Origin of the sequence: Streptomyces erythrochromogenes, from assembly GCF_036170895.1 — a bacterium.
In the GTDB taxonomy this organism is placed as follows: Bacteria; Actinomycetota; Actinomycetes; order Streptomycetales; family Streptomycetaceae; genus Streptomyces; species Streptomyces erythrochromogenes.
This window is the reverse complement of record NZ_CP108036.1, coordinates 4,247,522-4,272,310: the sequence shown is the minus strand read 5'-3', so window position 1 is coordinate 4,272,310 and position 24,789 is coordinate 4,247,522. Positions and strand designations below refer to the sequence as shown.

The following is a 24,789-nucleotide window of genomic DNA, read 5'->3' as shown; positions in this document are numbered from 1 at the left end:
GACCCCCACCGAGAGGTGTCGCTATGGATCTGGCCCTGCTGCGCACCTTCGTCACCGTGCACCGGGCGGGCTCGTTCACGCGCGCCGCCGCCCTCCTCGGGCTGTCCCAGCCCGCCGTGACCTCGCAGATCCGCACCCTGGAGCGCCAGTTGGGGCGGCCCCTCTTCCACCGCCGGGCCCGCGGGGTCACTCCCACCGCCGTCGGCGACGAGCTCGCCCACAAGGCCGCCCCGCACCTCGACGCCCTGCTCCGGATCGCCGAGGCCGAGCGGGAGGACGCGGCCGGTCTGCGGTCCCTCCATGTCGCCGGGCCGCCCGAGTTCCTGTCGCTGCGGGTACTTCCCGCCCTCGCGCCGCTCGTCGGCCAGGGCCACACCTTGCGCGCCACCCTGCAGAGCGACGCCGCGAGCGTCCTCGACGGGCTCGCCGCCGGCCACCACGACCTCGTCGTCACCACCGCACACCCCCGCGGCGGGCCCTTCACGGCCACCGCCCTGTGCGACGAGGAGCACGTCCTGGTCGCCGCGCCCTACTGGGCCGCCCTCGTCGACACGGACCGGCTGCGCGACGACGGCCCTGCGGCCCTGGAGGGCATCCCGCTCGTCGAGGTCCACGAGACCCTGCCGCTCGTCACCCGGTACTGGAGCGCCGTCTTCGACACCCTGCCGGACGCCAGGTCCCTCGCCGCCACCGTGGTCGCGCCCGACCTGCGCGCCGTACTGGAATGCGTCCTCGCGGGCGCGGGGCTCGCCGTCCTGCCCCGCTACCTGTGCCAGGAAGCCCTCGACAGCGGCCGGATCACCGCCGTGGCGGAGCCTGCCGTACCACCGCTGCGCACCTGGTTCCTGGTCCTGCGGACGGGGAGCCCCTCCCTCGCCCATCTCGCCCGGGCCCGTGAACGGCTGCTGGACGCGGCCGTGCACTGGTGAGCCCCCCTGTTTCCGGCCCGTGGCGCGTTTCAGAAGCGGAGCGGTGGGCCACTCTTCTCCCATGACCGAACGTCCCGTGGTCAAACGCACCGCTCGCGCGATCCTGCTCGACGGTGACGACCTGATCCTCATCAAGCGCACCAAGCCCGGCGTCGACCCGTACTGGCTCACCCCCGGCGGGGGAGTGGAGTCCTCGGACGCCACCGTCGTCGACGCCCTCCACCGAGAGGTCCACGAAGAACTCGGCGCGAAGATCACCGATGTCGTGCCCTGTTTCGTCGACACCGTCGAGCACATCGCTGGCGGCGGGGTGACCGGCGTGAAGGTGCAGCACTTCTTCGTCTGCCGCCTCGAATCGATGGACCCCAGCCTCCGGCACGGCCCCGAGGTCGACGAGCCGGAGGGCGAGTACGAGATCGTCCGCGTGCCCTTCAGCCGGGTGGGCATTGCCGCGGTCCACCTCGTCCCGCTGTCCCTACGGCACTACCTGGACGGCAATATCGAGGGCGTGCGCGCCATGCACGCGCCCGACCTGGGCTGAAGCCCTTCCGGGGCCGGTGGGCTGCCGCCGGTCCCGGACCGGCCCTGCCCGCCGGACTCACCCGGCGATGCCCGCCAGTTCCTCGACCGCGTCGTGCCGAATCCGTTCGCCTGGAATGCCGATGCGCAGCAGCTCGTCGACCCCGCTGCGGATCATCGCGGGCGGGCCGGAGATGAACGCGTCGTACGAGCTCCACGGCCCGTGCTCACCCACGGCGTGCGGCAGCTGTCCGGCCAGCCCGTCTCCGACCACCGGCCGGACCGACAGCCACGGGTGCGAACGCTGCAGCCCCAGCAGGGTGTCCTTGTCGTAGAGGTCGCTGTCGCTGCGCGCCCCGAAGAACACCTCCACCGGGCGTCGCTCCCCGTGTCCGGCCACATCCTCGATCAGCGCCTTGATCGGGGCGATACCGGTGCCCCCGCCCAGGCACAGCATCCCGTTGTCCGTGGTGTGGTCCACCACCATGGACCCGGCCGGCGGCCCCAGGCGCAGCACGTCCCCGGGGCGGGCGTGGCGCACCAGTGCGTTGGAGACCCAGCCCGCGGGGACGGCCTTGACGTGGAAGGAGAGCAGCCCATCGGCCCGGGGAGCCGAGGCGAAGGAGTAGTGCCGCCACACCCGCGGCCACCACGGGGTCTCCAGGCTCGCGTACTGGCCGGCCAGGAAGGCGTAGGGCTGGTCGGGGCGGACGGTCAGCACGGCGATGTCCGGGGTGCGCAGGTCGTGGGAGACCACCTCCGCGTGCCACCACGCGGGGGCCTTCACCTCGTCCTCAGCCGCGGCGTCGATCATGATCTGGGAGATCGCGGTGTACGCCCGCACCCACGCGGCCTCGGTCTCCGGCCCCCAGCTCTGCGTGGCGAACCGGGCCAGCGCCCCGACGAGGGCCTCGCCGACCGCGGGGTAGTGACCGGCCATGGTGCCGTATTTGCGGTGCCCGGTGCCGAGTCGGCAGAGGTAGGGGGCGAGTACTTCGGGGTTGTCGATGTGCTCGGCGGCCGTCAGGAGCGCCTTCAGCAGCCGGTCGCGCTGCGTGTCCATGGCCGCCGGGAACATCCCCCGTACTTCCGGGTGCCCGGTGAAGACCAGAGCGTAGAAGTACGAGGTCACCCTGTCGGCGACCGGGGCGATCTCCGCGAGGGTCCGGCGGATGAGTACGGCATCCGGTGAGGGCTCGGCCGTACCGCCCTCGGAGGGTATCCGGGCCGCTTCGCGTCTGGCCGATCTGGTGGGCGGAGCGTCCATGCGGTGCCTCGCTTCGAGCATCTCGGTCGGTCTGCACACGCCACGGTCATGAATCCGTGGTTCCCGGTTTCACAGCGTGCCACCCGCCCCAGAGGCCTGCGGGGAAACGCGGAAAATCCGCGTTTCGAACCCACTTTCCTCCTAAGATGCGTCAACTCCCGGGCGTGCCACCGCCACGAGCTGGTATACCTCCCGCAGATCCCGTCCCTCGTAGACATGGGTCGCGCGCGCGGCCAGGTGCGGTCGGGCATTGACCGCCACCGAAACGGACACCGCCTCGAAAAGGTGGATGTCGGTCCCCGAATCCCCGTACGCCACGCAGTCGCCCCGCGTCACGCCGAACTGCTCGCACAGCCGGTCGGCGACCATGACCTTGGCCTCGGGGGTCAGGATCCCGGCCGCCTCCACGGGCCGGGTGAACGGCACTTCCGGGAATACAGACCCGTGGGCGGCATGAGCGCCCCACTCCAGCAGCAGTTCCACGAAGAAGGACGGCGACAGGGAGACCACCGCGCAGTACTCTCCGCGCTGCCGGATCTCCTGCCAGACGTCCCGGATCCCTGCGAGCCACGGAGCCCCGTCGAACGCCGCCCTGACGTGCGCCGGCGTCAGCTCGGCCCACAGTGCGTGCACCGCCACCGAGAACTGGTGCGGCCCGATCTCGCGTGCGACGAAGGACCGCTCCAGCTTGGCGATCTCGGCGCTCAGCCCGAGCTGGCGGGAGATCTCCACCGGAGCGGCCGAGCCGTACATCAGCGTTCCGTCGAGGTCGAAGAGGTGCAGGCGCGTCATAGCCGTCGAGGCTAGTGGGTTCGTTTCACGTGAAACACCGTGTTTCACGTGAAACACCGTCCGGCGTGACCGCCCGGGCGCCCATGTTTCACGTGAAACATCGACCCCAAATCCTCTGGACGACTCCCGGTCCATGATCCAGTCTGGGCCGGTGACACCACCACACATCACCGATCTGCCGATCCGGGCGCTGACCGTGGACGATCTCCACCGCTGCGCCGACCTGTCCGAAGATCGTGGCTGGCTCCGCGAGGACCACAAGTGGGGACTGCTGCTCGCGGCAGGGAACGGCTACGGCGTCGACGCCCCGGACGGCCGGGGCCTCGCCGCCGCCTGCGTCGTCACCCGGTACGGCAGCATCCCCGCCGGCCCCGGACTCGCCGCCGTCGGCATGGTTCTCGTGGCCGACCGCTATGCCCGTCAGGGTCTGGGGCGCGCCCTGATGACCCATGTCTGCAACGACGCCCTCAAGGGCGTCCCACTCACCCTCCACGCCACGCCCTACGGGCGCCCGCTCTACGAAGAGCTCGGGTTCAAGACCACGGGCCGCTCCGAGATGCTGGTGGGCACCTTCCGGGAGGAAGGCACCTCCGACACGCACGGCACGACTCTGGTCCGGCGGGCGGTCGCAGAGGACCTCCCGCGCATCCTGCGCCTGGACGCCGAGGTCTTCGGCGCCGACCGCACGCACATGATCACGCGGCTGCCCGCCTTCGCCGATCAGCTGCTGGTCTCCGAGGACAGAAGCGGCGACGGCACGCTCACCGGATACGCCGCGGCCTGGCCCAACATGCACACCCATGTCGTCGGCCCGCTGATCGCCCGTGACACCGACACCGCCAAGTCCTTGGTCACCGCCCTCGCCAGAGGCACGGACCGTGCGCTGCGCACCGATGTCGACGTACGGCACGAGGATCTGCTCGCGTGGCTCAAGGAACGCGGGTTGGAGTCCGTCGCCTTCAACGCCGTCATGGCCCGGGACATCCCCGACCTGCCCGGTGACTGGACCCGCCGCTGGGCGCCGCTGACCGTGGCCGCGGGCTGAGAAGGGACTGCCATCGTGACCGACACCCCCGAGCCGGCGATCCGGCCCGCGACCGAGGCCGATCTGCCCGCCATCGTCGCCATGCTGGCCGATGACCCGCTCGGTGCCACCCGTGAGTCCCCGGAGGACCTCACCCCGTACCGCACGGCCCTGGAACGTCTCTCCGGCGACCCGAACCAGCATGTGGTCGTCGCCGTCCGGGCGGGCCGTGTCGTGGGAACCCTCCAGCTGACGATCGTCCCCGGCCTCTCCCGCCAGGGAGCCACCCGCGCCATCATCGAGGGCGTCCGCGTCCACGCGGACGAGCGCGGCAGCGGGCTGGGCACCCGGTTCATCGAGTGGGCGATCGAGAAGTCCCGTGCCGAGAACTGCACGCTCGTCCAGCTCACGTCGGACGGGACCCGGACCGACGCCCACCGCTTCTACGAACGGCTCGGGTTCACCGCGTCGCACGTCGGGTTCAAGCTCCAGCTCTGACCGGCCGCATGTGGCCGGGCCGGGCCGCTGTGTCGGCGGCCCGGCCTACGATCGGGAAGATGAGCGCCAGTCTCCCCCTCATCAGCGCCACCGAGCGGCGGAACCGGCTCGGCCGACGCCACCGCCTTGCTCCGTCGGCCCGCGCCGCGACGGTCGCGGAAGCCGCCGACGCCGCGACCGTCTTCCTCTCCGCGCGGGCCCGGCTGGCCCAGGGCGGCCCCGGCGCGGTCGAGCAGGCGCTCTACGAGGACGTCCGCCTCGTGCGGCTGCTCAGCATGCGCAACACCCTCTTCGCGGTGTCGACGGAACTCGCCCCGTACGTCGACGCGTCGACCGCCCGTGCCATCGCCGTCAAGGAGCGCCGCACCTTCCTCAAGCACCTCGCCGAGGACGGGCAGGGACTCGACGCCGCGTGGCTGGCCCGGGCGGAGACCGCCGCGCTGGACACCCTCGACGCCAGCGGTCCCCTCACCGGCAGTCAGCTGTCCACCGCCGTGCCCGCCCTGCGCCAGAAGATCACCATCAGCCGTGGCAAGAAGTACGAGACGGAGCAGGGCGTCGCCACCCGGGTCATCCGCCTGCTGGCCGCAGACGGCCGGATCCGCCGGGACCGGCCGCGCGGATCGTGGACCTCCAGCCAGTTCCGCTGGGTCCACACCGCGCCCTGGCCCGCGGTACCGGCCGCGGAGGCCCGCGCGGAGATCGCCCGCCGCTGGCTGGACGCATACGGCCCGGCCACCGAGGCCGACCTCAAGTGGTGGACCGGCTGGACCCTGACGGACGTCCGCAAGGCGCTCGCGGCCGTCGGTCCCGACCAGGTGCGCCTCGATGACGGCAGCACCGCCCTCGTCAGTCCCGGGGACACGGCGCCCGAGCCGGCTCCCGAGCCCTGGGCGGCGCTGCTGCCCGCACTCGACCCCACCGGCATGGGCTGGGCCGACCGGGGGTTCCATCTCGAGGCCGCCCACAGACCAGCCCTGTTCGACTACGCGGGCAACATCGGCCCCACCGTGTGGTGGAACGGCGAGATCGTCGGCGGCTGGGCCCAGCGCCCGGACGGAGAGATCGCCTGGCGGCTGCTGTGCGACCCCGGCCGCACCGCCGAGAGTGCGATCACCGCCGAGGCCTCCCGCCTCGCCGCCTGGGTGGGCGACGCCCGCGTCACCCCGCGCTTCCGCACTCCGCTGGAGCGTGAACTCGTCGCCTGAGACGGTCCCCCGGCCGTCAGCCGATGCCGCGCCAGCCCTGCGGGTCGACCCCGCCGGGCACCGGGGCGCCGGCGTCGTAGGGCTCCCTCGTGAACACGAAGGACGCCAGATCGAGGTGGCTCACCGAGCCGTCCTCCCGGCGCACCGCCTGCAGCGTCTCGCCTGCGTAGTACCCGGACAGCCCGGTCCAGCTGCCGTCGGGCTCGGACCGGAACCGGGCCGTACGCCCCGTCCCGCCGACCGGCCCCAGCTCCAGCGAGCCGTCCGCGAGCAGCCGCACCACCTGGGCCGAAGTCCCCCAGTACCAGGGGCCGCACAGCTCGAGAGGCGCCTGATCCGCCTCCCGGAACGGCCGCCACGGCCGCGGGAACGGGGGCTCGGCATCCGACACGATCCCGACGAGGTCGGCGGCCACGGCCGCAGCCGGCAGCCCCGACGTGCAGTTGGCCAGCACGACCGCCGCCACGTCGTCGGCCTCGCTCAGCCACAGCCCCGCGACGAACCCGGGCAGCGAGCCGCTGTGGCCCACCAGCCGGCGTGCGCCCTGGGCCAGCAGCTGCATCCCCAGCCCGTAGCCGAGATCGGCCAACCCGGGCTCCGGAGGCGCTGCCGGCCGGCGCATCTCCCGTACGGACTCCGTGCTCAGCACCCGCTCGTCACCGCGCAGCAGGAAGTCGGCGAACCGTGCGAGGTCCCGGGTCGTTGACCACAGCTGACCGGCCGCGGCCATCAGCCCCAGGTCCTCGAGCGGCTCGGGCATCATCACGTCGGCCCACGGGTGCACCGCCCAGCCGCCCGCGTGCGGGGCCTGCGGCCGTCCGCTCGTACGGTCCAGGCCGAGGGGCTCCAGCACCTCGGCCCTCAGGACCTCTTCCCAGGGCTTGCCGCGCAGCGCCTCCACCAGCGAACCCAGCAGTGTGTAACCGGGGTTGGAGTAGTGGTGCCTGCTGCCCGGGGTGAGCTTGAAGGGCTCCTCGCCCAGTACGTCGGCGAGCTCGGGCCGCTGCTCGCCGGGGGTGCGCTCCCACCACTCGCCGGGGGTCTCCGCGGCCAGCCCGCCGGTGTGGGCCAGCAGTTGGGCGATGGTCACCCGGCCGACGGTGGTTCCCGGGAGGTGCTCCTCCAGCGGGTCCTCGAGCCTGAGCAGCCCTTCGTCCCGCAGCCGCATGACGAGGACGGCGGTGAAGGTCTTGCTGATCGACCCGATCCGGTACTGCACGTTCCCGTCCGGGCCGTGCCCCTCGACGGAGGTCCGGGAGCCCTCCCAGACCACCTCCCCGCCGCGCAGAACGGCCGCCACGACCGACGGCGCCCGGCCCGCACTCTGGGCGACGGCGATCCGGTGCCTCAGCGCACGCCGGGTGGCGGGGAGCAGTTCACGGTCCTCGGCAAGCTCATCCATGATCGGATGCTACGTGTTGGCCATGTCCACGAAGCGCGAATAGTGGCCCTGGAAGGCCACGGTGATCGTCGCGGTGGGGCCGTTACGGTGCTTGGCCACGATCAGGTCGGCCTCACCGGCACGAGGGGACTCCTTCTCGTAGGCGTCCTCGCGGTGGAGCAGGATCACCATGTCGGCGTCCTGCTCGATCGAGCCCGACTCACGCAGGTCGGAGACCATCGGCTTCTTGTCGGTTCGCTGCTCCGGACCACGGTTGAGCTGGGAGAGCGCGATCACCGGGACCTCCAGCTCCTTCGCCAGGAGCTTCAGGTTTCGGGACATGTCCGAGACCTCCTGCTGACGGCTCTCGGGACGGCGCGAGCCGCCCGACTGCATGAGCTGGAGGTAGTCGATGACGACGAGCGAGAGGTCGTTGCGCTGCTTGAGCCGGCGGCACTTGGCCCGGATCTCCATCATCGACAGGTTGGGGGAATCGTCGATGTAGAGGGGGGCGGCGGAGACGTCCGGCATCCGGCGGGCCAGCCGGGTCCAGTCGTCGTCCGTCATCGTGCCCGAACGCATGTGGTGCAGGGCCACCCTGGCCTCCGCCGACAGGAGGCGCATGGCGATCTCGTTGCGCCCCATTTCGAGGGAGAAGATCACGCTGGGCAGGTTGCTCTTGATGGAGCAGGCCCGGGCGAAGTCCAGCGCGAGCGTGGACTTTCCCATGGCCGGACGGGCGGCGATGACGATCATCTGGCCCGGGTGCAGGCCGTTGGTCAGGGAGTCCAGGTCGGTGAAGCCGGTGGGCACGCCCGACATCTGCCCGCTGCGCGAACCGATGGCCTCGATCTCGTCGAGGGCGCCCTCCATGATGTCGCCGAGCGGCAGGTAGTCCTCGGAGGTCCGCTGCTCGGTGACGGCGTAGATCTCGGCCTGGGCGCTGTTGACGATCTCGTCGACGTCGCCGTCGGCCGCGTACCCCATCTGCGTGATCTTCGTACCGGCGGCGACGAGGCGGCGCAGGACGGCCCGCTCGTGGACGATCTCCGCGTAGTACTCGGCGTTCGCCGCCGTCGGCACGGACTGGACCAGCGTGTGCAGGTACGAGGCCCCGCCGACCTTGCTGATCTCGCCGCGCCGCGTCAGCTCGGCGCCGACGGTGATCGGGTCGGCCGGCTCGCCCTTGGCGTACAGGTCGAGGATGGCCTGGTAGATCGTCTCGTGCGAGGGCCGGTAGAAGTCGTGGCCCTTGAGGACCTCGACGACGTCGGCGATGGCGTCCTTGGAGAGGAGCATGCCGCCGAGGACCGACTGCTCGGCATCGAGGTCCTGCGGAGGGACGCGCTCGAAGCCGCCGCCGCCACCGTCCCAGGAGCCGCCCTCGCGACCCCGGTCGTGCTGCTCGTCGCCGCGGCCCCGGCCTTCGCTGTTACGGCGCGGACGGGCGGGCAGACGGTCACTTGGACCGCTGTCGGCCCAGGGGTCGTCCATGGGCTCGGGCATGCTCACCGGGCCGCCTCCTCCCGTCCGCAACGCGGACCTCGCCGTGCGACTCTTTCTACGACACGGCTCTGACATTTGGGGCACCCGAATCGGCTGTCGGCGAGTCGGGCAACGCACCACGGTAGGGCCGCGAGCGGCGTCAGCCAATCTTGTTATCCACAGGCTCTGTGGATGAGATGTGGACGACGGCGCCAATGCTGTGGGTAACTCCCCCGAAGCTGTGCACGGACCGGGGGACGACGCTGTGGACAAAATCACCCGGGACACCCCCTTACCCAATCTGACCTGGGATTTCGTCTTCCACTGGCAGTGGGGGAGAAAATTCTCCGCCCGGGTTTCGAGAACGCCTCCAACGAGGCGGGAGGAACGCCCAAGTCAGCGCACCGGTAAGGATCGATACGAGATTGCATCCGTTACCTGTGGAAGATTAGATTGGGCGCATGACACAGGCCCTCGCAGCACCCACGGCGGGGCCGAGACGGCACGACCGAGAGATATTCGCACTCGCCGTCCCCGCCTTCGGCGCCCTCGTGGCCGAGCCCCTCTTCGTGATGGCCGACAGCGCCATCGTGGGACACCTCGGCACCCCCCAGCTGGCCGGCCTCGGCATCGCCGCCGCCCTGCTCACCACGGCCGTGAGCGTCTTCGTCTTCCTCGCCTACGCAACCACCGCGGCCGTCTCCCGCCGGGTCGGTGCCGGAGACCTGCCGGCAGCCATCCGGCAGGGCATGGACGGCATCTGGCTGGCCCTCCTGCTCGGCGTCGCCGTCATCGCCGTGGTGCTGCCCGCCGCACCCTCGCTGATCTCCCTCTTCGGAGCCTCGGACAGCGTCGCCCCGCACGCGATCACCTATCTGCGGATCTCCGCCCTCGGCATCCCGGCGATGCTCGTGGTCCTGGCCGCCACGGGGGTCATCCGCGGCCTCCAGGACACCCGCACGCCGCTCTACGTCGCCATCGGCGGCTTCGCCCTCAACGCGGTCCTGAACGTCGCCCTCGTCTACGGTGCGGGCTTCGGCATCGCCGGCTCCGCCTGGGGCACCGTCCTCGCCCAGTGCGCCATGGCGGCCGCCTACCTCTTCGTGGTCGTCCGCGGGGCCCGACGGCACGGCGCCTCGCTGCGTCCCGACACCGCCGGCATCCGCGCCTGCGCCCAGGCCGGGGCCCCGCTGTTGGTCCGCACCCTGTCCCTGCGCGCCATCCTGATGATCGCGACCGCCGTGGCCGCCCGACTCGGCGACGCCGACATCGCGGCCCACCAGATCCTGCTCTCCCTCTGGAGCCTGCTCGCCTTCGCCCTGGACGCCATCGCGATCGCAGGCCAGGCGATCATCGGCCGCTACCTGGGCTCGGGCGACACGGACGGCGCGAAGGCCGTCTGCCGCCGGATGGTGCAGTGGGGCATCGCCACGGGCATCGTGCTCGGCATGCTGGTGGTCCTGGCCCGCCCCGTGTTCATTCCGCTGTTCACCAGCGACCCGGCCGTGGAGAGCGCACTACTGCCCGCTCTGCTGGTCGTGGCGCTCTCCCAGCCCGTGTCCGGCATCGTCTTCGTGCTGGACGGGGTCCTGATGGGTGCGGGCGACGGCCGCTACCTGGCCCGGGCAATGCTCGTGACGCTTGCCGTGTTCACCCCGGTCGCACTGCTCGTCCCGGTCCTGGGTGGCGGTCTGACGACGCTCTGGTGGGCCATGACCCTGATGATGCTGGTTCGGATGGTCACCCTTCAGCTGCGTGCCCGCTCCGGCCGATGGGCGATCGCGGGCGCCACCCGGTAGTTGTTTCACGTGAAACGTCGCGCAGCCGTCGCCATGTTTCACGTGAAACACCGCCCGCCGAGGCCGCGGCCCCAGCCGGAGACGCTCAGGAAACGGCGAAGGGCCGCACCCCACCGGGGTGCGGCCCTTCACGTGCAGCCCTTAGGCGGCGACGACCTCGATGCCCACGTTCGCGGCCACGTCGGCGTGCAGACGCACGGAGACCTGGTACGAACCGAGGGTCTTGATCGGGGAGCCCAGCTCGACGCGGCGCTTGTCGACCTTCGGGCCACCGGAAGCTTCGATCGCCGTGGCGATGTCGGCCGGGGTCACGGAGCCGAAGAGACGACCGGCGTCACCCGCGCGGGTGGCCAGACGGACCTTCACACCCTCGAGCTTGGCCTTGACCTCGTTGGCCTGCTCGATGGTCGCGATCTCGTGGATCTTGCGGGCGCGGCGGATCTGCGCCACGTCCTTCTCGCCACCCTTGGTCCAGCGGATCGCGAAACCACGCGGGACCAGGTAGTTGCGAGCGTAACCGTCCTTGACGTCGACGACATCGCCGGCGGCACCGAGGCCAGAAACCTCGTGGGTCAGGATGATCTTCATTAGTCGGTCACCCTTTCCTTATCGCGCGGTGGACGTGTAGGGCAGCAGCGCCATCTCACGGCTGTTCTTCACGGCCGTGGCGACGTCACGCTGGTGCTGCGTGCAGTTGCCGGTGACGCGGCGGGCACGGATCTTGCCGCGGTCGGAAATGAACTTCCGCAGCATGTTCGTGTCCTTGTAGTCCACGTAAGCGGTCTTGTCCTTGCAGAACGCGCAGACCTTCTTCTTAGGCTTGCGCACAGGCGGCTTCGCCATTGTGTCTCTCCTGTGTGATCAAGAAGTTTGGATGGAGCTGCCCTAGAAGGGCGGCTCGTCCGAGTAGCCACCGCCGGAACCGCCGGAGCTTCCGCCCCAACCGCCCCCGCCGCCGCCCTGCTGCTGGCCACCGGCCGGCGCGCTGGACGCCCACGGGTCGTCGGAGGGAGCTCCGCCGCCCTGCTGGCCGCCGCTGGGGGCTCCGCCCCAGCCACCGCCGCCGCCGCCCTGCTGCTGACCGCCGCCGCCGTATCCACCCTGACCACCGCGACCGGTGGTCTTGGCGACCTTGGCCGTGGCGTTCTTCAGGCTGGGGCCGACTTCCTCGACGTCCAGCTCGTAGACCGTGCGCTTGACACCCTCACGGTCCTCGTACGACCGCTGCCTCAGCCGGCCCTGCACGATGACGCGCATGCCTCGCTGAAGGGACTCGGCGACGTTCTCCGCCGCCTGCCGCCACACCGAGCAGGTCAGGAACAGGCTCTCGCCGTCCTTCCACTCATTGGTCTGACGGTCGAAGGTGCGGGGGGTGGACGCGACACGGAACTTCGCGACCGCCGCACCCGAGGGGGTGAAGCGCAGCTCGGGGTCGTCGACGAGATTGCCGACGACCGTGATGACGGTCTCGCCTGCCATGGATGAACCTCTCGGCGGGGATTGCTGCTGGGCTGCTGTGCTACTCGATCCCGATTACCGCTGAACCGAAGTTCAGTGGGTCTCGGGGCGAAGGACCTTGGTCCGGAGAACCGACTCGTTCAGGTTCATCTGTCGGTCAAGCTCCTTGACGACCGCAGGCTCGGCCTGGAGGTCGATGACCGAGTAGATGCCCTCGGGCTTCTTCTTGATCTCGTAAGCGAGACGACGACGGCCCCAGGTGTCGACCTTCTCGACCTTTCCGTTGCCCTCACGGACGACGGAAAGGAAGTTCTCGATCAGCGGGGAGACAGCGCGCTCCTCGAGATCGGGGTCGAGGATGACCATCACTTCGTAGTGACGCATGTGGAACCCACCTCCTTTGGACTCAGCGGCCACGGTCGTTCCGTGGCAGGAGGGTCGTGATGCGTGAGCACGGCGTCCGCAGAGCAGACACCGCGCAGCTGTACAGACTACCTGCTCGCGTCCTTCCGGTTGAAATCCGGCAGGAGAGGTCCACAATCTGTATCCATCGGGTGTGCTCGGTGCTATGCCCTCGGCCCCCTGCCGGAGGCAGCCCGCAGCACCGCCAGCTTCAGCCAGGAGGTGCCTTCCGATGGCACAGGCAATGCGGTCACCTCAGATCTCCCTGCTCTCCACCGACGGAAAGCCCCACCCGCTGCAGGACGCCCTGATGGCGGTCACCCTGACCCTCGGTGCCGTGGCGTTCGTCACGGCCTTCTTCCACAACCTGCACCTGATCAGCTCGTGGGCCGGGCTGATCGGAATCCTGACCGGTGCGTACGGACAGTTCGTCTCCGTCACGACACGCGAGCGCTTCGCGCTGATCATCGGCCTTGGCGCGTCTGCCATCGGCTTCTACCTCGGCATGTTCCACGGCGGCCTCTTCGGGGGCTGACCGGGCCGCCCGGGGCACCTCCGCGGCGGGGCGCCGGCGGCACACCGGCCCGGGCCCACGGCCCGTCCCCCAGAAGGGTGGCGCCCCTGTCGCAGTAGGCTTCGCGCCATAGCCAGCGAAGCCGCCGAGGAGACGCCCCGCATGAGCCTGTCCCTGAGGACCATCAGCCGAGAGCAGCATCTGGGTTACCTCCAGAGCCTGCCCTCGGCGAGCCACTGCCAGGTCCCGGCGTGGGCCGACGTGAAGAACGAGTGGCGTTCCGAGAACCTCGGTTGGTTCAACGAGTCCGAGGAACTCGTCGGAGCGGCACTCGTGCTGTACCGCCAGCTGCCCAAGGTGAAGCGCTACCTCGCCTACCTCCCCGAGGGGCCGGTCATCAACTGGTACGCCCCGAACCTGGAGGAGTGGCTCCAGCCGATGCTGGCCCACCTCAAGCAGCAGGGCGCCTTCACGGTGAAGATGGGCCCGCCCGTCGTCATCCGCCGCTGGAACTCGGCCGCCATCAAGGCCGGCATCCAGGACCCGAACGTGAAGCGCCTGCGCGACGTGGAGGCCTCGGTCATCGAGCCGCGCGCCTTCGAGGTGTCCGACAAGCTGCGCCGCATGGGCTGGCAGCAGGCCGAGGACGGCGGCGCCGGCTTCGGCGACGTCCAGCCGCGCTACGTCTTCCAGGTACCGCTGGCCAACCGCTCGCTGGACGACGTCCTCAAGGGCTTCAACCAGCTGTGGCGCCGCAACATCAAGAAGGCGGAAAAGGCCGGCGTCGAGGTCGTCCAGGGCGGCTACGACGACCTGCCGACCTGGCAGCACCTCTACGAGATCACGGCCGAGCGCGACAAGTTCCGCCCGCGCCCCCTCAGCTACTTCCAGCGCCAGTGGACGGCCCTCAACTCCGAGGACCCCAACCGGATGCGCCTGTACATCGCCACGCACGAGGGAGAGCCGCTGGCCGCCGCCACGATGCTCACCGTCGGCCAGCACGTCTGGTACTCCTACGGCGCCTCCGCCAACCACAAGCGTGAGGTCCGGCCCTCGAACGCGATGCAGTGGCGCATGCTGCGCGACGCGTACGCACTCGGTGCGAGCGTCTACGACCTTCGCGGAATCTCTGACACGCTGGACGAGAACGACCACCTGTTCGGTTTGATCCAGTTCAAGGTCGGTACCGGCGGCGAAGCCGTGGAGTACGTCGGCGAGTGGGACTTCCCGCTGAACAAGGTGCTGCACAAGGCGCTCGACATCTACATGTCGCGTCGCTGACCCACCCAGATCCACCCGCTTTCCCCCACACAGTCCCGCTGCACCACGCAGCTGCATAGGAGAGGTTCCGGACGGGCATGGCGCTCACGCTCTACGTCGACACCGCGCGCTGGCGTGCGCACCAGAAGCAGGTCCAGGACCAGTTCCCCGGGATGATCCCGGTCTGCAAGGGCAACGGCTACGGCTTCGGCCACGAGCGGCTGTGCGAGGAGGCGACCCGGATGGGCGCCGACGTACTCGCGGTCGGCACGACGTACGAGGCCGCCAGCATCAAGGACTGGTTCGGCGGCGACCTGCTCGTCCTGACGCCGTTCCGCCGGGGCGAGGAGCCGGTGCCGCTGCCGGACCGGGTCATCCGCTCGGTGTCCTCGCTGGAAGGCGTCCGCAGCCTGGTCGGCGCCCGTGTGGTCATCGAGTGCATGAGCTCGATGCGCCGCCACGGGATCTCCGAGCAGGACCTTGGCCAGCTGCACGGCGCGATCGAGGACGTGCGGCTGGAGGGCTTCGCCCTGCACCTGCCGCTGGACCGCCCGGACGGCTCGGACGCCGTGGAGGAGGTCATCGGCTGGATGGACCGGCTGCGCGCGGCCCGGCTGCCGCTGCACACCATGTTCGTCAGCCACCTGCGGGCCGCGGAGCTGGCACGGCTCCAGCAGCAGTTCCCGCAGACCCGCTTCCGGGCCCGCATCGGCACGCGGCTGTGGCTGGGCGACCACGAGGCGACCGAGTACCGCGGCTCGGTGCTCGACGTCACGCGTGTGGCCAAGGGCGACCGGTTCGGCTACCGCCAGCAGAAGGCCGCCTCCGACGGCTGGCTGGTCGTGGTCGCCGGCGGCACCTCGCACGGTGTGGGCCTGGAGGCCCCGAAGGCGCTGCACGGTGTGATGCCGCGCGCCAAGGGCGTCGCCCGGGCGGGCCTGGCCACGGTCAACCGGAACCTTTCGCCCTTCGTGTGGGCGGGCAAGCAGCGCTGGTTCGCCGAGCCGCCGCACATGCAGGTGTCGATCCTGTTCGTGCCCGCCGACGCGACCGAGCCGAAGGTCGGCGACGAGCTGGTGGCGCACCTGCGCCACACCACCACGCAGTTCGACCGGATGCTCGACTCCTGAGCCGTCCCGGTCAGTCCTTGGGGCCGGCGCCCCAGTCGACCCGCTGTCCCTCCGAGGGCGTCGCGTACCGCGGCGCCCTCGCTGCGTCCGACAGCACGAACACGTCCTCGGCCCCGTCCAGGACGCCCCCGGACGGGTCGTCCGAGCCGTCCCGGCGGACGACGTCGCGCTCCGGGAGCAGGATGTCGCGGACGACGACGGCGCACAGGTAGAGCGTGGCCAGGAGGTGGGCGGCGATCGCCAGCTGGTAGCCCTCCACGGGCAGGCCCTGGTGCTTGTCCCCGCTGTTGATGTAGGCGAGGTAGAACCAGATCCCGAGGAAGTAGGCGACCTCGCCGGCCTGCCAGATCAGGAAGTCCCGCCAGCGCGGCCGGGCCAGCGCGGCGAGCGGGATGAGCCACAGCACGTACTGCGGTGAGTAGACCTTGTTGCAGAGGATGAAGGCGGCGACGACCAGGAAGGCCAGCTGGGCGAAGCGGGGGCGGCGGGGTGCGGTCAGGGTGAGCAGTCCGATGGCCCCGCACAGCAGGAGCGTCAGCCCGGTCGCGTAGGTGTTGGCGTCGTGCAGGGGGTTGCCGGAGCGCTGGGAGATCAGCAGCCAGACGGAGCCGAAGTCGATGGGCCGTTCCTGGCTGAAGGTGTAGAACTTCTTCCAGCCGTCCCAGGCGAAGAACATGACGGGAGCGTTCACCACGAGCCAGGCTCCGGCCGTGCCGCAGGCGGCCAGGCCGAACTCGCGCCACTTCCCGGCCCGCCAGCAGAGCACGAACAGGACCCCGAGCAGCAGGACGGGGTACAGCTTGGCGGCGGTGGCCAGGCCGATGAGGACGCCGAAGAGGACCGTCCGCCCACGGGACCACATGAGCATCCCGGCCGCGGTCAGGGCGATGGCCAGGAGGTCCCAGTTGATCGTCGCCGTGAGGGCGAAGGCGGGTGCGAGCGCGAAGAGCAGGGCGTCCCAGGGCCGGCGGCGGTGGGTCCGGGCGACGCACACGGCGATGACCGCCGCGCAGGCCATCAGCATCCCCGCGTTGACCATCCAGTACATCTGCTCGCGGTGCTGCATGGAGCCGCTGCCGGGGGTCAGCCAGGAGGCGATCTCCATGAAGAGCCCGGTGAGCACCGGGTACTCCAGGTACTGCATGTCGCCGGGGATCCGGTCGAAGTAGGGCGTCAGGTTGTCTGCGAAACCGCGGACCGCGTACAGGTGCGGGATGTCGGAGTAGCAGGCGTGGGTGTACTGCGAGGACGCCCCGCGGAACCAGGCCCACTCGTAGCAGGGCAGTTTCTGCACCATGCCGAGCGCGAACATGCCGATGGCGATGAGGGCCACGACGCGCACCGGTCCCAGCCAGTGGCCGCCGAGGCGGGCGTAGCGGCCGAGCGGGCCGCCGATGAGCTCACTGCCGGCTGCGGCGACCTCGTCCTGCTGCGTGGGCAGTACGGGGCGGTCCTCGTGCACCTGGGTCATGGGGCTCATCCTGCCGTACGGGGCCGGGCACGGGGGAAGGCCGCCGCACAGTGGGTGCGACGGCCTTCCTCGGCTGACGGGGGGCGGCGGAGCGGATCAGTCCGGCGCGGTGCCGGTGGTCGATCCGGTGAGGCCGCCCGGGCGGCCCGGTCTGCCGCTGGGCGACGGGGACGGCGATCCGCTGGGCCCGCCGATGACCCCGGAGGTGTTGCCGGTACTCGTGCCCTCGTTGGTGCCGCCGCGCGTGGTGTCCGGGTCGCAGTACAGCTCCCACGGCTTGCACGGCCGGCCACCGCCCCTGGACGGCGACGGCGACGGCGGCGGGGAGCTGGGCGGGAGCGACGACGGGGACGGGGACGGCGTGACGGGTGCCACGGGGGTGGGGGAGGGGGCGCCGGCGGAGTCGGCCGTGACGCCGATGTCCTCGGCCTCCGGGAACTGCTTGACCGGGGCGCCCTTGAGGGCCGCGCCCATGTACTCGGTCCAGATCTCGGCCGGGATGTCACCACCGTGGAGGGAGGGGATGTCACCCACGCCCTTCATGGAGATCAGCTTCTTCTCCGCCGAGTTGGGGTCGGTGCGGAAGAGGACCACGGAGGTGGACAGTTCCGGGGTGTAGCCGACGAACCACGCCGACTTGTTCTCGTCCGTGGTACCGGTCTTGCCCGCGGCGGGCCGGCCCAGCTTCTTGGCCTTCTTGCCGGTGCCGTTCTCGACGACGTTCTCCAGCACCTTGGTGACGTTGTCCGCCACCGCGTTGTCCATGGCCCGCTGGTCCTTGGGCGCCTCGAAGCCGGACAGCTTCTCGCCGTTCTTCTCGACGGCGGTCACGGAGTACGGCTCGCGGTGCATCCCGGAGGCGGCGAAGGTCGCGTACGAGTCGGCCATGCGGATGGCGCTGGGGGTGGAGGTGCCCAGGGCGAAGGAGGCGTCGTTGTTGGGGTTGATCGACTCCTCGAGAATGCCCGTGGACTTCGCCACGGCCTTGACCTTGTCGTGGCCGACGTCGAAGACGAGCTGGGCGAACGGGACGTTGATGGACTTCTCCATCGCCTCGTTGAGGGTCACGTACCCGAAGGCGGTGGGGCTCTCGTTCTTCTGCCTGAACGGGCTGCCCGAGGCGTCGCGCAGCGGCTTGCCCTCACGGTTGTTGATCACTGTGAGGTCGTTGGCCTGGTACTTGCTGTCGACCGAGATGCCCTTGCCGTTGGAGTTCTGGGTGCCGTACTCCATGGCCGCGGCCAGCACGTACGGCTTCCAGGTCGAGCCGACCGGGACGCCGCTGGTGTTGGCGTTGTTGCTGAAGTACTTCTGGTCCCAGCCCGGGCCGCCGTAGAGGGCCACGAGCGCGCCGCTCTTCACGTCCACGGAGGCGGCGCCGAACTGTACGAAGGTGTCGGTCTCGGGGCGCTTCTTCTCGTCGATCAGCCCGGCGCGGATGTCCTCGACCGCCTTCGCCATGGCGTCCACCTTGGGCTTCTCGAAGGTGGTCTTGATCCGGTAGCCGCCCATGGCCATCTGCTCGGCGGTGATGCTCTTGGTCTTCATCACGTACGCCTTGGCCGTGTCGACCAGGTAGCCGATCTGGCCGGTCATGCCGCGGGCCTGCTCCGACTCGACGCGCGGGGGGAATTCCGTGTGCTTCGCGCGCTCCGCCGGGTCCATGCGGCCCACCTCGACCTCGCGGTCCAGGACCCAGGCCCAGCGCTCCCTGGCACGGCTTTCGTTGAGGGCAGGGGTGGCGGCGGCACCGATGCCGCCGTCCGGGTTGTAGAGGTTCGGGCCCTTGAGCACGGCGGCCAGGAACGCGCACTCGGAGGGGTTCAGGTCCTGGCTGTCCTTGCCGAAGTAGGCGCGGGCCGCGGCCTGGATGCCATAGGCGTCCCGCCCGTAGTAGGCGGTGTTGAGGTATCCCGCGAGGACCGTGTCCTTCTCCTCCTTGACACCCAGCCTTATCGCGATGAAGAGCTCGGTGACCTTCCGCTTGAGCGTCTGGTCGGAGTCCAGGTACGTGTTCTTCACGTACTGCTGGGTGATGGTCGAGCCGCCCTGGGTGGAGCCGCCCGTGCCCATGTTCCACACGGCGCGGGCGATGCCCATCGGGTCCACGCCCTTGTCGGTCTCGAAGGATTCGTTCTCCGCCGCGATCACGGCGTCCCTCATCGACCGGGGGATGCTCGAGATGGGGACGATCTGGCGGTTCATCGAACCGCCCGTCGCCACCATCTGGCTGCCGTCGGCCCAGTAGAAGACGTTGTTCTGCGCCTTGGCCGCCTTGTTCGGGTCGGGCGTGCTGACCATGGCGATGCCGATGCCGGTACCCGCGATGATGACCGCGAAGAAGCCCAGGGCGGTGCCGGAGACCAGCTTCCACGAGGGCACGAAGCGCTTCCAGCCGTCCCGGTCGGACCGCGGATAGTTGATCAGCCGCTTGTCCGGGCGGCCGGCGCCGCGTGCTCTGCCCGCGCCGCCTCTGCCGGGGCCCGAGGACCCTCTCTGCGCGGCCCGGCGGGCGTCGGCGCGACTGCCCTGGCCGGGCTGCTGTGCGTACGGACCGCTGTGTGACGCGGTGGAAACGTCATGTCCGGCACCCCTGCCGGGGCGCTGCTGGGCGGCGCGGCGGGCGGAAGCCCGCCCCCCGCCCTGGGGCTGCGGCGGTTTGCGGCGGTGCTCGCTCATCGAACGACTACTCCTCGGGCAGGCGAGTGGCCTGGAAGCGGCAGATGAATTCCGGTTCCCCCCGGTGTCATGGCGCACAGACTACGCACGCTCAAAACCCGCCCAGTGCCGAAGTTCACCCCAAATCAGGCAACCTGCCTGGTGCGAATCGGTGATGTGATGCCGGTCACCATGTCTCCCCTTGTCGATAGGGGCGGCCCGTTCTATCGTCTGGATGTATCGAGTCGATACATCAGCTCGACATAAAGACTCAGGGGTGGAGGAGAGGCAGGCGGATGAGCAGACGCTCCGGCATCCTCGAATTCGCCGTCCTCGGACTGGTCCGCGAATCCCCCATGCACGGCTATGAGCTGCGCAAGCGGCTCAACACCTCGCTGGGAGTGTTCAGGGCCTTCAGCTACGGGACGCTCTACCCCTGCCTCAAGACGCTCGTCGCCAACGGCTGGTTGATCGAAGAACCGGGCAACGCCCCGGAAGACGCTCTCGCCGCTTCACTCGCAGGGCGCCGCGCCAAGATCGTCTACCGGTTGACGGCCGCGGGTAAGGAGCACTTCGAGGAGCTCCTCTCCCACACGGGCCCCGAGACCTGGGAGGACGAGTCCTTCGCCGCCCGCTTCGCCTTCTTCGGCCAGACCGAACGAGACGTGCGCATGCGGGTACTGGAGGGCCGCCGCAGCCGGCTGGAGGAGCGCCTGGAGAAGATGCGCGCCTCCCTCGCCCGAACGCGGGAGCGCCTCGATGACTACACGCTTGAGCTGCAGCGGCACGGCATGGAGTCCGTGGAGCGCGAAGTGCGCTGGCTGAACGAGCTCATCGAGAGTGAGCGGGCGGGACGCGATCGCAGACGATCCGGTCCGTCCGACGAAACCGAAAAATGAGGACTGCAGCTTGCAGACCTCGTCCGAGAACAAACAGGGAGCAACCGGAATGGGTTCGGTTCGCGTAGCCATCGTCGGCGTGGGCAACTGCGCCGCCTCGCTGGTGCAGGGCGTCGAGTACTACAAGGACGCCGACCCGGCGTCCAAGGTCCCTGGGCTGATGCACGTCCAGTTCGGCGACTACCACGTGCGTGACATCGAGTTCGTCGCCGCGTTCGACGTCGACGCGAAGAAGGTCGGCCTCGACCTTTCGGACGCCATCGGCGCCAGCGAGAACAACACCATCAAGATCTGCGACGTCCCGAACGCCGGTGTGACCGTTCAGCGCGGCCACACCTACGACGGTCTGGGCAAGTACTACCGCCAGACGATCGAGGAGTCCGCCGAGGCCCCGGTCGACATCGTCCAGGTCCTCAAGGACCGTGAGGTCGACGTCCTGATCTGCTACCTGCCGGTCGGTTCCGAGGACGCGGCGAAGTTCTACGCGCAGTGCGCCATCGACGCCAAGGTCGCCTTCGTCAACGCCCTCCCGGTCTTCATCGCCGGCACCAAGGAGTGGGCCGACAAGTTCACCGAGGCCGGTGTCCCGATCGTCGGCGACGACATCAAGTCGCAGGTCGGCGCCACCATCACGCACCGCGTGATGGCGAAGCTGTTCGAAGACCGCGGTGTCCGTCTCGAGCGCACCATGCAGCTCAACGTCGGCGGCAACATGGACTTCAAGAACATGCTCGAGCGCGACCGCCTCGAGTCGAAGAAGATCTCCAAGACGCAGGCCGTCACCTCGCAGATCCCCGACCGCGAGCTGGGCGAGAAGAACGTCCACATCGGCCCGTCCGACTACGTCGCGTGGCTCGACGACCGCAAGTGGGCCTACGTCCGCCTCGAGGGCCGCGCATTCGGCGACGTCCCGCTGAACCTCGAGTACAAGCTCGAGGTGTGGGACTCCCCGAACTCCGCCGGTGTCATCATCGACGCCCTGCGCGCCGCGAAGATCGCCAAGGACCGCGGTATCGGCGGCCCGATCCTGTCGGCGTCCAGCTACTTCATGAAGTCCCCGCCGGTCCAGTACTTCGACGACGAGGCCCTGGCCAACGTCGAGAAGTTCATCAAGGGCGAGGTCGAGCGCTAGTCGAAGCCGCGAGTCCTGTCACCGGGACTTCGGCTGTTCTTCCGCGGAGGGTCCCCGGGCAATGTGCCCGGGGACCCTCCGCGTATGTGACCCTTTCCCTCATGCCTGTCGTACGTGATCTGCGCGTACTCCTGCGCCTGAGGGACTTCCGCAACCTGCTCGCCGTACGGCTGCTCTCCCAGGCGGCGGACGGCGTGTACCAGGTCGCGCTCGCCACCTATGTCGTCTTCTCCCCGGAGAAACAGACCTCGCCGACGGCCATCGCCTCGGCCATGGCGGTACTGCTGCTGCCCTACTCGGTGATCGGCCCCTTCGCCGGAGTGCTGCTCGACCGCTGGCGCCGCCGTCAGGTCTTCCTCTACGGCAACCTGCTGCGGGCCTTCCTCGCCTGCATCACCGCGGTGCTGATCGTCGCGCACGTACCCGACTGGCTGTTCTACGCCTCGGCGCTGTCCGTGACCGCGGTCAACCGCTTCGTGCTGGCCGGCCTGGCCGCCTCACTGCCCCGCGTCGTCGGAGCCGATCAACTGGTCACCGCGAACGCGCTCTCCCCCACCGCGGGGACGCTCGCGGCCGTGGCCGGCGGAGGGCTGGCCTTCCTCGTCCGGCTGCTCGCGTCCGGCTCCAACGCCCTCGTCGTGCTCCTCGGGGCCTGTCTCTACCTCTGTGCGGCCCTCGGCTCCCTGAGACTGGCCATCGGGCTGCTCGGCCCCGACCACTCCGCCGGGCAGGCCCACCCCTCGGTGGCCCAAGGCATCGCCCTCACCGTGCGGGGCATGGCCGAAGGCCTCCGGCACCTCGCCGCCCGGCGCCAGGCGGCCCGGGCGCTCACCGCGATGACCATGATGAGGTTCTGCTACGGGGCCCTGTTCGTCATGCTGCTGATGCTCTGCCGCTACGCCTGGTCGGACAACGAGGCCGAGGGGCTCGCCCTCCTGGGCATCGCGGTCGGCGCCTCCGGGGCCGGATTCTTCGCGGCCGCCGTCATCACCCCTTGGATGGTGGGGCGGCTGGGCACCCTCGGCTGGATCACCGCCTGCGCCGCGGGCTCCGCCGTGCTGGTACCGGCCCTCGGCCTGTTCTTCGCCCCTGGTCCGATGCTGGTCGCCGCGTTCGTCCTCGGCCTCGCCACCCAGGGCGCCAAGATCTCCACGGACACCGAAGTGCAGTCCCGCGTGGACGACGACTATCGCGGCCGGGTGTTCTCCGTCTACGACGTGCTGTTCAACGTCGCGTTCGTCGGGGCGGCGGCCGTAGCCGCCCTCATGCTCCCCGCCGACGGGCAGTCCGTGGTCCTGCTCGTCTGCGTGTCCGTTCTCTACGCCCTGACCGCGGTGCTGCTCGGCCGGCGCAGCCGATGTTTCACGTGAAACATCCCGCGTGGCCGGTCCGCCCGGTGCCGATGTTTCACGTGAAACATCGGCACCGGCGCTCGCGGATCAGGCCTGGGCCGCCCACCACTCCTTGAGCGCGGCAACAGCGGCGTCATGGCCCATCGGGCCGTTCTCCAGCCGCATCTCCAGCAGGAAGGCGTAAGCCTTGCCGATCACCGGCCCGGGGCCCACGTCCAGGACGCGCATGATCTCGTTGCCGTCCAGGTCGGGCCGGATCGCGTCCAGCTCCTCCTGCTCCTGGAGCTGTGCGATGCGCTGCTCCAGCCCGTCGTAGGTGCGGGAGAGCGCGTTGGCCTTGCGCTTGTTGCGCGTGGTGCAGTCGGACCGGGTCAGCTTGTGCAGACGGTCCAGCAGCGGCCCGGCGTCACGGACGTAGCGCCGCACCGCGGAGTCGGTCCACTCGCCGTCCCCGTAGCCGTGGAAGCGCAGGTGTAGCTCGACCAGCCGCGACACGTCCTTGACCATGTCGTTGGAGTACTTCAGCGCGGTCAGCCGCTTCTTGGTCATCTTCGCCCCCACGACCTCGTGGTGGTGGAAGGAGACCCGGCCGTCGCTCTCGAAGCGGCGGGTGCGGGGCTTGCCGATGTCGTGCAGCAGGGCAGCGAGCCGCAGCGCGAGGTCCGGACCGTCCTCCTCCAGCGCGATGGCCTGCTCCAGCACGATCAGCGAGTGGTCGTAGACGTCCTTGTGCCGGTGGTGCTCGTCACTCTCCAGCCGCAGCGCGGGCAGCTCGGGCAGCACCCGGTCGGCCAGCCCGGTGTCCACCAGCAGTCCCAGACCCAGGCGCGGGTTGGCGGACAGGATCAGCTTGTTCAGCTCGCCCTGGATCCGCTCCGCGGAAACGATCTCGATGCGGTCGGACATGGCCTTCATCGCCGCCACGACCTCCGGGGCGACCTCGAAGTCCAGCTGCGCCGAGAACCGCGCCGCCCGCAACATGCGCAGGGGATCGTCGGAGAAGGAGTCCTCAGGGGTTCCGGGGGTGCGCAGCACGCCGGCGGCCAGGTCCTCCAGGCCGCCGTGCGGGTCGATGAACTCCTGCTCGGGCAGCGCCAGGGCCATCGCGTTGACCGTGAAATCACGGCGCACGAGGTCCTCGTCGATCGAGTCGCCGTAGGAGACCTCCGGCTTGCGCGACGTGCGGTCGTAGGCCTCCGAGCGGTACGTCGTCACCTCGATCTGGAAGTTCCGCACAGCGTCTCCGACGCGCGCGTTCTTCTGGGCCCCGACGGTGCCGAAGGCGATGCCGACGTCCCAGACCGAGTCGGCCCACGGACGGACGATCTTGAGAACGTCCTCGGGGCGGGCGTCGGTGGTGAAGTCGAGATCGTTGCCGAGACGCCCGAGCAGCGCGTCGCGTACGGACCCGCCGACCAGGGCGAGGCGGAAGCCCGCCTCCTGGAATCGGCGGCCGAGCTCGTCGGCGACAGGAGCGACCTGCAGCAGTTCACTGACCGCGCGGCGCTGCACCTGACTCAGGGCACTGGGGTTGTCTTCGTTGGCGTTCGGCACAACTGAAAAGGGTACGTGCCCGGCCCACCAGGGGCCGCCCCGTTTATCGGCGACCCC

At 69.9% G+C, this 24,789-nt stretch carries 23 protein-coding genes; 12 read left to right on the top strand and 11 right to left on the bottom strand.

The genetic code is table 11. From position 1 onward, the window contains the following. Window positions 1–23 precede the first annotated feature (23 nt). Together OHA91_RS19365 and OHA91_RS19360 are read left to right on the top strand one after the other, a co-directional pair. Complete coding sequence (locus OHA91_RS19365; RefSeq protein WP_031156083.1) at window positions 24–929, top strand: LysR family transcriptional regulator; 906 nt, start codon at window positions 24–26, stop codon at window positions 927–929. 61 nt (window positions 930–990) lie between these two features. Beyond that, window positions 991–1,470, top strand: coding sequence for an NUDIX domain-containing protein (locus OHA91_RS19360; protein ID WP_031156081.1), 480 nt, complete (start codon window positions 991–993; stop codon window positions 1,468–1,470). Between the two features lie 57 nt (window positions 1,471–1,527). Here OHA91_RS19360 and OHA91_RS19355 read toward each other — a convergent pair whose 3' ends face one another. After that, entirely contained in the window at window positions 1,528–2,736 is a 1,209-nt protein-coding gene (locus OHA91_RS19355; protein ID WP_078959536.1) for a globin domain-containing protein, read from the bottom strand. A 120-nt stretch (window positions 2,737–2,856) separates the two neighbouring features. Continuing rightward, window positions 2,857–3,507, bottom strand: coding sequence for an HAD family hydrolase (locus tag OHA91_RS19350; protein ID WP_031156079.1), 651 nt, complete (start codon window positions 3,505–3,507; stop codon window positions 2,857–2,859). A gap of 151 nt (window positions 3,508–3,658) precedes the next feature. Here OHA91_RS19350 and OHA91_RS19345 point away from each other — a divergent pair, with 151 nt between their 5' ends. From OHA91_RS19345 to OHA91_RS19335, 3 genes are read left to right on the top strand one after another with little or no spacing between them, the layout of a single operon-like run. Continuing rightward, window positions 3,659–4,552 (top strand): GNAT family N-acetyltransferase, encoded by an 894-nt coding sequence (locus OHA91_RS19345; RefSeq protein WP_107064800.1) that lies wholly within the window; start codon window positions 3,659–3,661, stop codon window positions 4,550–4,552. A 15-nt stretch (window positions 4,553–4,567) separates the two neighbouring features. Then, the gene (locus OHA91_RS19340) at window positions 4,568–5,029 is read left to right on the top strand and encodes a GNAT family N-acetyltransferase (protein WP_031156074.1); all 462 of its coding nucleotides are present in this window, start codon (window positions 4,568–4,570) and stop codon (window positions 5,027–5,029) included. Window positions 5,030–5,088: 59 nt separating this feature from the next. Continuing rightward, window positions 5,089–6,237: a winged helix DNA-binding domain-containing protein gene (locus OHA91_RS19335; RefSeq protein ID WP_266499460.1), complete on the top strand. Its 1,149-nt coding sequence runs from the start codon at window positions 5,089–5,091 to the stop codon at window positions 6,235–6,237. A 16-nt stretch (window positions 6,238–6,253) separates the two neighbouring features. On the opposite strand, the gene OHA91_RS19330 is transcribed toward OHA91_RS19335, so the two are convergent. Further along, window positions 6,254–7,639: a serine hydrolase domain-containing protein gene (locus OHA91_RS19330; RefSeq protein ID WP_328739662.1), complete on the bottom strand. Its 1,386-nt coding sequence runs from the start codon at window positions 7,637–7,639 to the stop codon at window positions 6,254–6,256. 9 nt (window positions 7,640–7,648) lie between these two features. Beyond that, on the bottom strand, window positions 7,649–9,112 hold the full coding sequence (gene dnaB / locus OHA91_RS19325; RefSeq protein WP_031156067.1) for a replicative DNA helicase: 1,464 nt from the start codon (window positions 9,110–9,112) through the stop codon (window positions 7,649–7,651). Window positions 9,113–9,564: 452 nt separating this feature from the next. On the opposite strand from dnaB, the gene OHA91_RS19320 reads away from it, so the two are divergent. After that, complete coding sequence (locus tag OHA91_RS19320; protein WP_031156065.1) at window positions 9,565–10,902, top strand: MATE family efflux transporter; 1,338 nt, start codon at window positions 9,565–9,567, stop codon at window positions 10,900–10,902. Window positions 10,903–11,043: 141 nt separating this feature from the next. Here the strand turns inward: OHA91_RS19320 and rplI are convergent, their stop codons facing one another. The 4 genes from rplI to rpsF form a co-directional block, all read right to left on the bottom strand. Then, window positions 11,044–11,490, bottom strand: coding sequence for a 50S ribosomal protein L9 (gene rplI / locus OHA91_RS19315; protein WP_031156063.1), 447 nt, complete (start codon window positions 11,488–11,490; stop codon window positions 11,044–11,046). Between the two features lie 18 nt (window positions 11,491–11,508). Next, complete coding sequence (gene rpsR, locus OHA91_RS19310; protein ID WP_005315025.1) at window positions 11,509–11,745, bottom strand: 30S ribosomal protein S18; 237 nt, start codon at window positions 11,743–11,745, stop codon at window positions 11,509–11,511. Window positions 11,746–11,787: 42 nt separating this feature from the next. Continuing rightward, window positions 11,788–12,381 (bottom strand): single-stranded DNA-binding protein, encoded by a 594-nt coding sequence (locus OHA91_RS19305; RefSeq protein WP_031156060.1) that lies wholly within the window; start codon window positions 12,379–12,381, stop codon window positions 11,788–11,790. 72 nt (window positions 12,382–12,453) lie between these two features. Further along, window positions 12,454–12,744 carry a 30S ribosomal protein S6 gene (gene rpsF, locus OHA91_RS19300; RefSeq protein WP_004950685.1) on the bottom strand — a complete coding sequence of 97 codons (291 nt, stop codon included), beginning with the start codon at window positions 12,742–12,744 and terminating at the stop codon, window positions 12,454–12,456. A gap of 250 nt (window positions 12,745–12,994) precedes the next feature. Between rpsF and OHA91_RS19295 the strand changes: the two genes are divergently transcribed. The 3 genes from OHA91_RS19295 to OHA91_RS19285 all read left to right on the top strand — a co-directional run bounded on the left by OHA91_RS19295 (window position 12,995) and on the right by OHA91_RS19285 (window position 15,666). Then, a complete protein-coding gene (locus OHA91_RS19295) occupies window positions 12,995–13,297 on the top strand; it encodes a hypothetical protein (RefSeq protein ID WP_030839351.1) in 303 nt (100 codons plus the stop codon). A 141-nt stretch (window positions 13,298–13,438) separates the two neighbouring features. Further along, window positions 13,439–14,557 carry a lipid II:glycine glycyltransferase FemX gene (locus OHA91_RS19290; protein ID WP_030025757.1) on the top strand — a complete coding sequence of 373 codons (1,119 nt, stop codon included), beginning with the start codon at window positions 13,439–13,441 and terminating at the stop codon, window positions 14,555–14,557. Between the two features lie 77 nt (window positions 14,558–14,634). Continuing rightward, window positions 14,635–15,666, top strand: a complete 1,032-nt coding sequence (locus OHA91_RS19285) for an alanine racemase (RefSeq protein WP_031156057.1) — start codon at window positions 14,635–14,637, stop codon at window positions 15,664–15,666. Between the two features lie 10 nt (window positions 15,667–15,676). On the opposite strand, the gene OHA91_RS19280 is transcribed toward OHA91_RS19285, so the two are convergent. Both OHA91_RS19280 and OHA91_RS19275 read right to left on the bottom strand, forming a co-directional pair. Further along, window positions 15,677–17,146 (bottom strand): glycosyltransferase family 87 protein, encoded by a 1,470-nt coding sequence (locus tag OHA91_RS19280; RefSeq protein ID WP_381623416.1) that lies wholly within the window; start codon window positions 17,144–17,146, stop codon window positions 15,677–15,679. An 87-nt stretch (window positions 17,147–17,233) separates the two neighbouring features. Then, on the bottom strand, window positions 17,234–19,816 hold the full coding sequence (locus OHA91_RS19275) for a transglycosylase domain-containing protein (protein WP_328739661.1): 2,583 nt from the start codon (window positions 19,814–19,816) through the stop codon (window positions 17,234–17,236). 275 nt (window positions 19,817–20,091) lie between these two features. On the opposite strand from OHA91_RS19275, the gene OHA91_RS19270 reads away from it, so the two are divergent. From OHA91_RS19270 to OHA91_RS19260, 3 genes are all read left to right on the top strand, one after another. Then, window positions 20,092–20,694 carry a PadR family transcriptional regulator gene (locus tag OHA91_RS19270; RefSeq protein WP_031156050.1) on the top strand — a complete coding sequence of 201 codons (603 nt, stop codon included), beginning with the start codon at window positions 20,092–20,094 and terminating at the stop codon, window positions 20,692–20,694. A 49-nt stretch (window positions 20,695–20,743) separates the two neighbouring features. Beyond that, the gene (locus OHA91_RS19265) at window positions 20,744–21,826 is read left to right on the top strand and encodes an inositol-3-phosphate synthase (RefSeq protein WP_031156048.1); all 1,083 of its coding nucleotides are present in this window, start codon (window positions 20,744–20,746) and stop codon (window positions 21,824–21,826) included. A gap of 101 nt (window positions 21,827–21,927) precedes the next feature. Beyond that, window positions 21,928–23,196, top strand: a complete 1,269-nt coding sequence (locus OHA91_RS19260; RefSeq protein ID WP_031156046.1) for an MFS transporter — start codon at window positions 21,928–21,930, stop codon at window positions 23,194–23,196. A gap of 69 nt (window positions 23,197–23,265) precedes the next feature. On the opposite strand, the gene OHA91_RS19255 is transcribed toward OHA91_RS19260, so the two are convergent. Then, on the bottom strand, window positions 23,266–24,732 hold the full coding sequence (locus tag OHA91_RS19255) for a CCA tRNA nucleotidyltransferase (RefSeq protein ID WP_031156043.1): 1,467 nt from the start codon (window positions 24,730–24,732) through the stop codon (window positions 23,266–23,268). Between the last annotated feature and the right edge of the window lie 57 nt (window positions 24,733–24,789).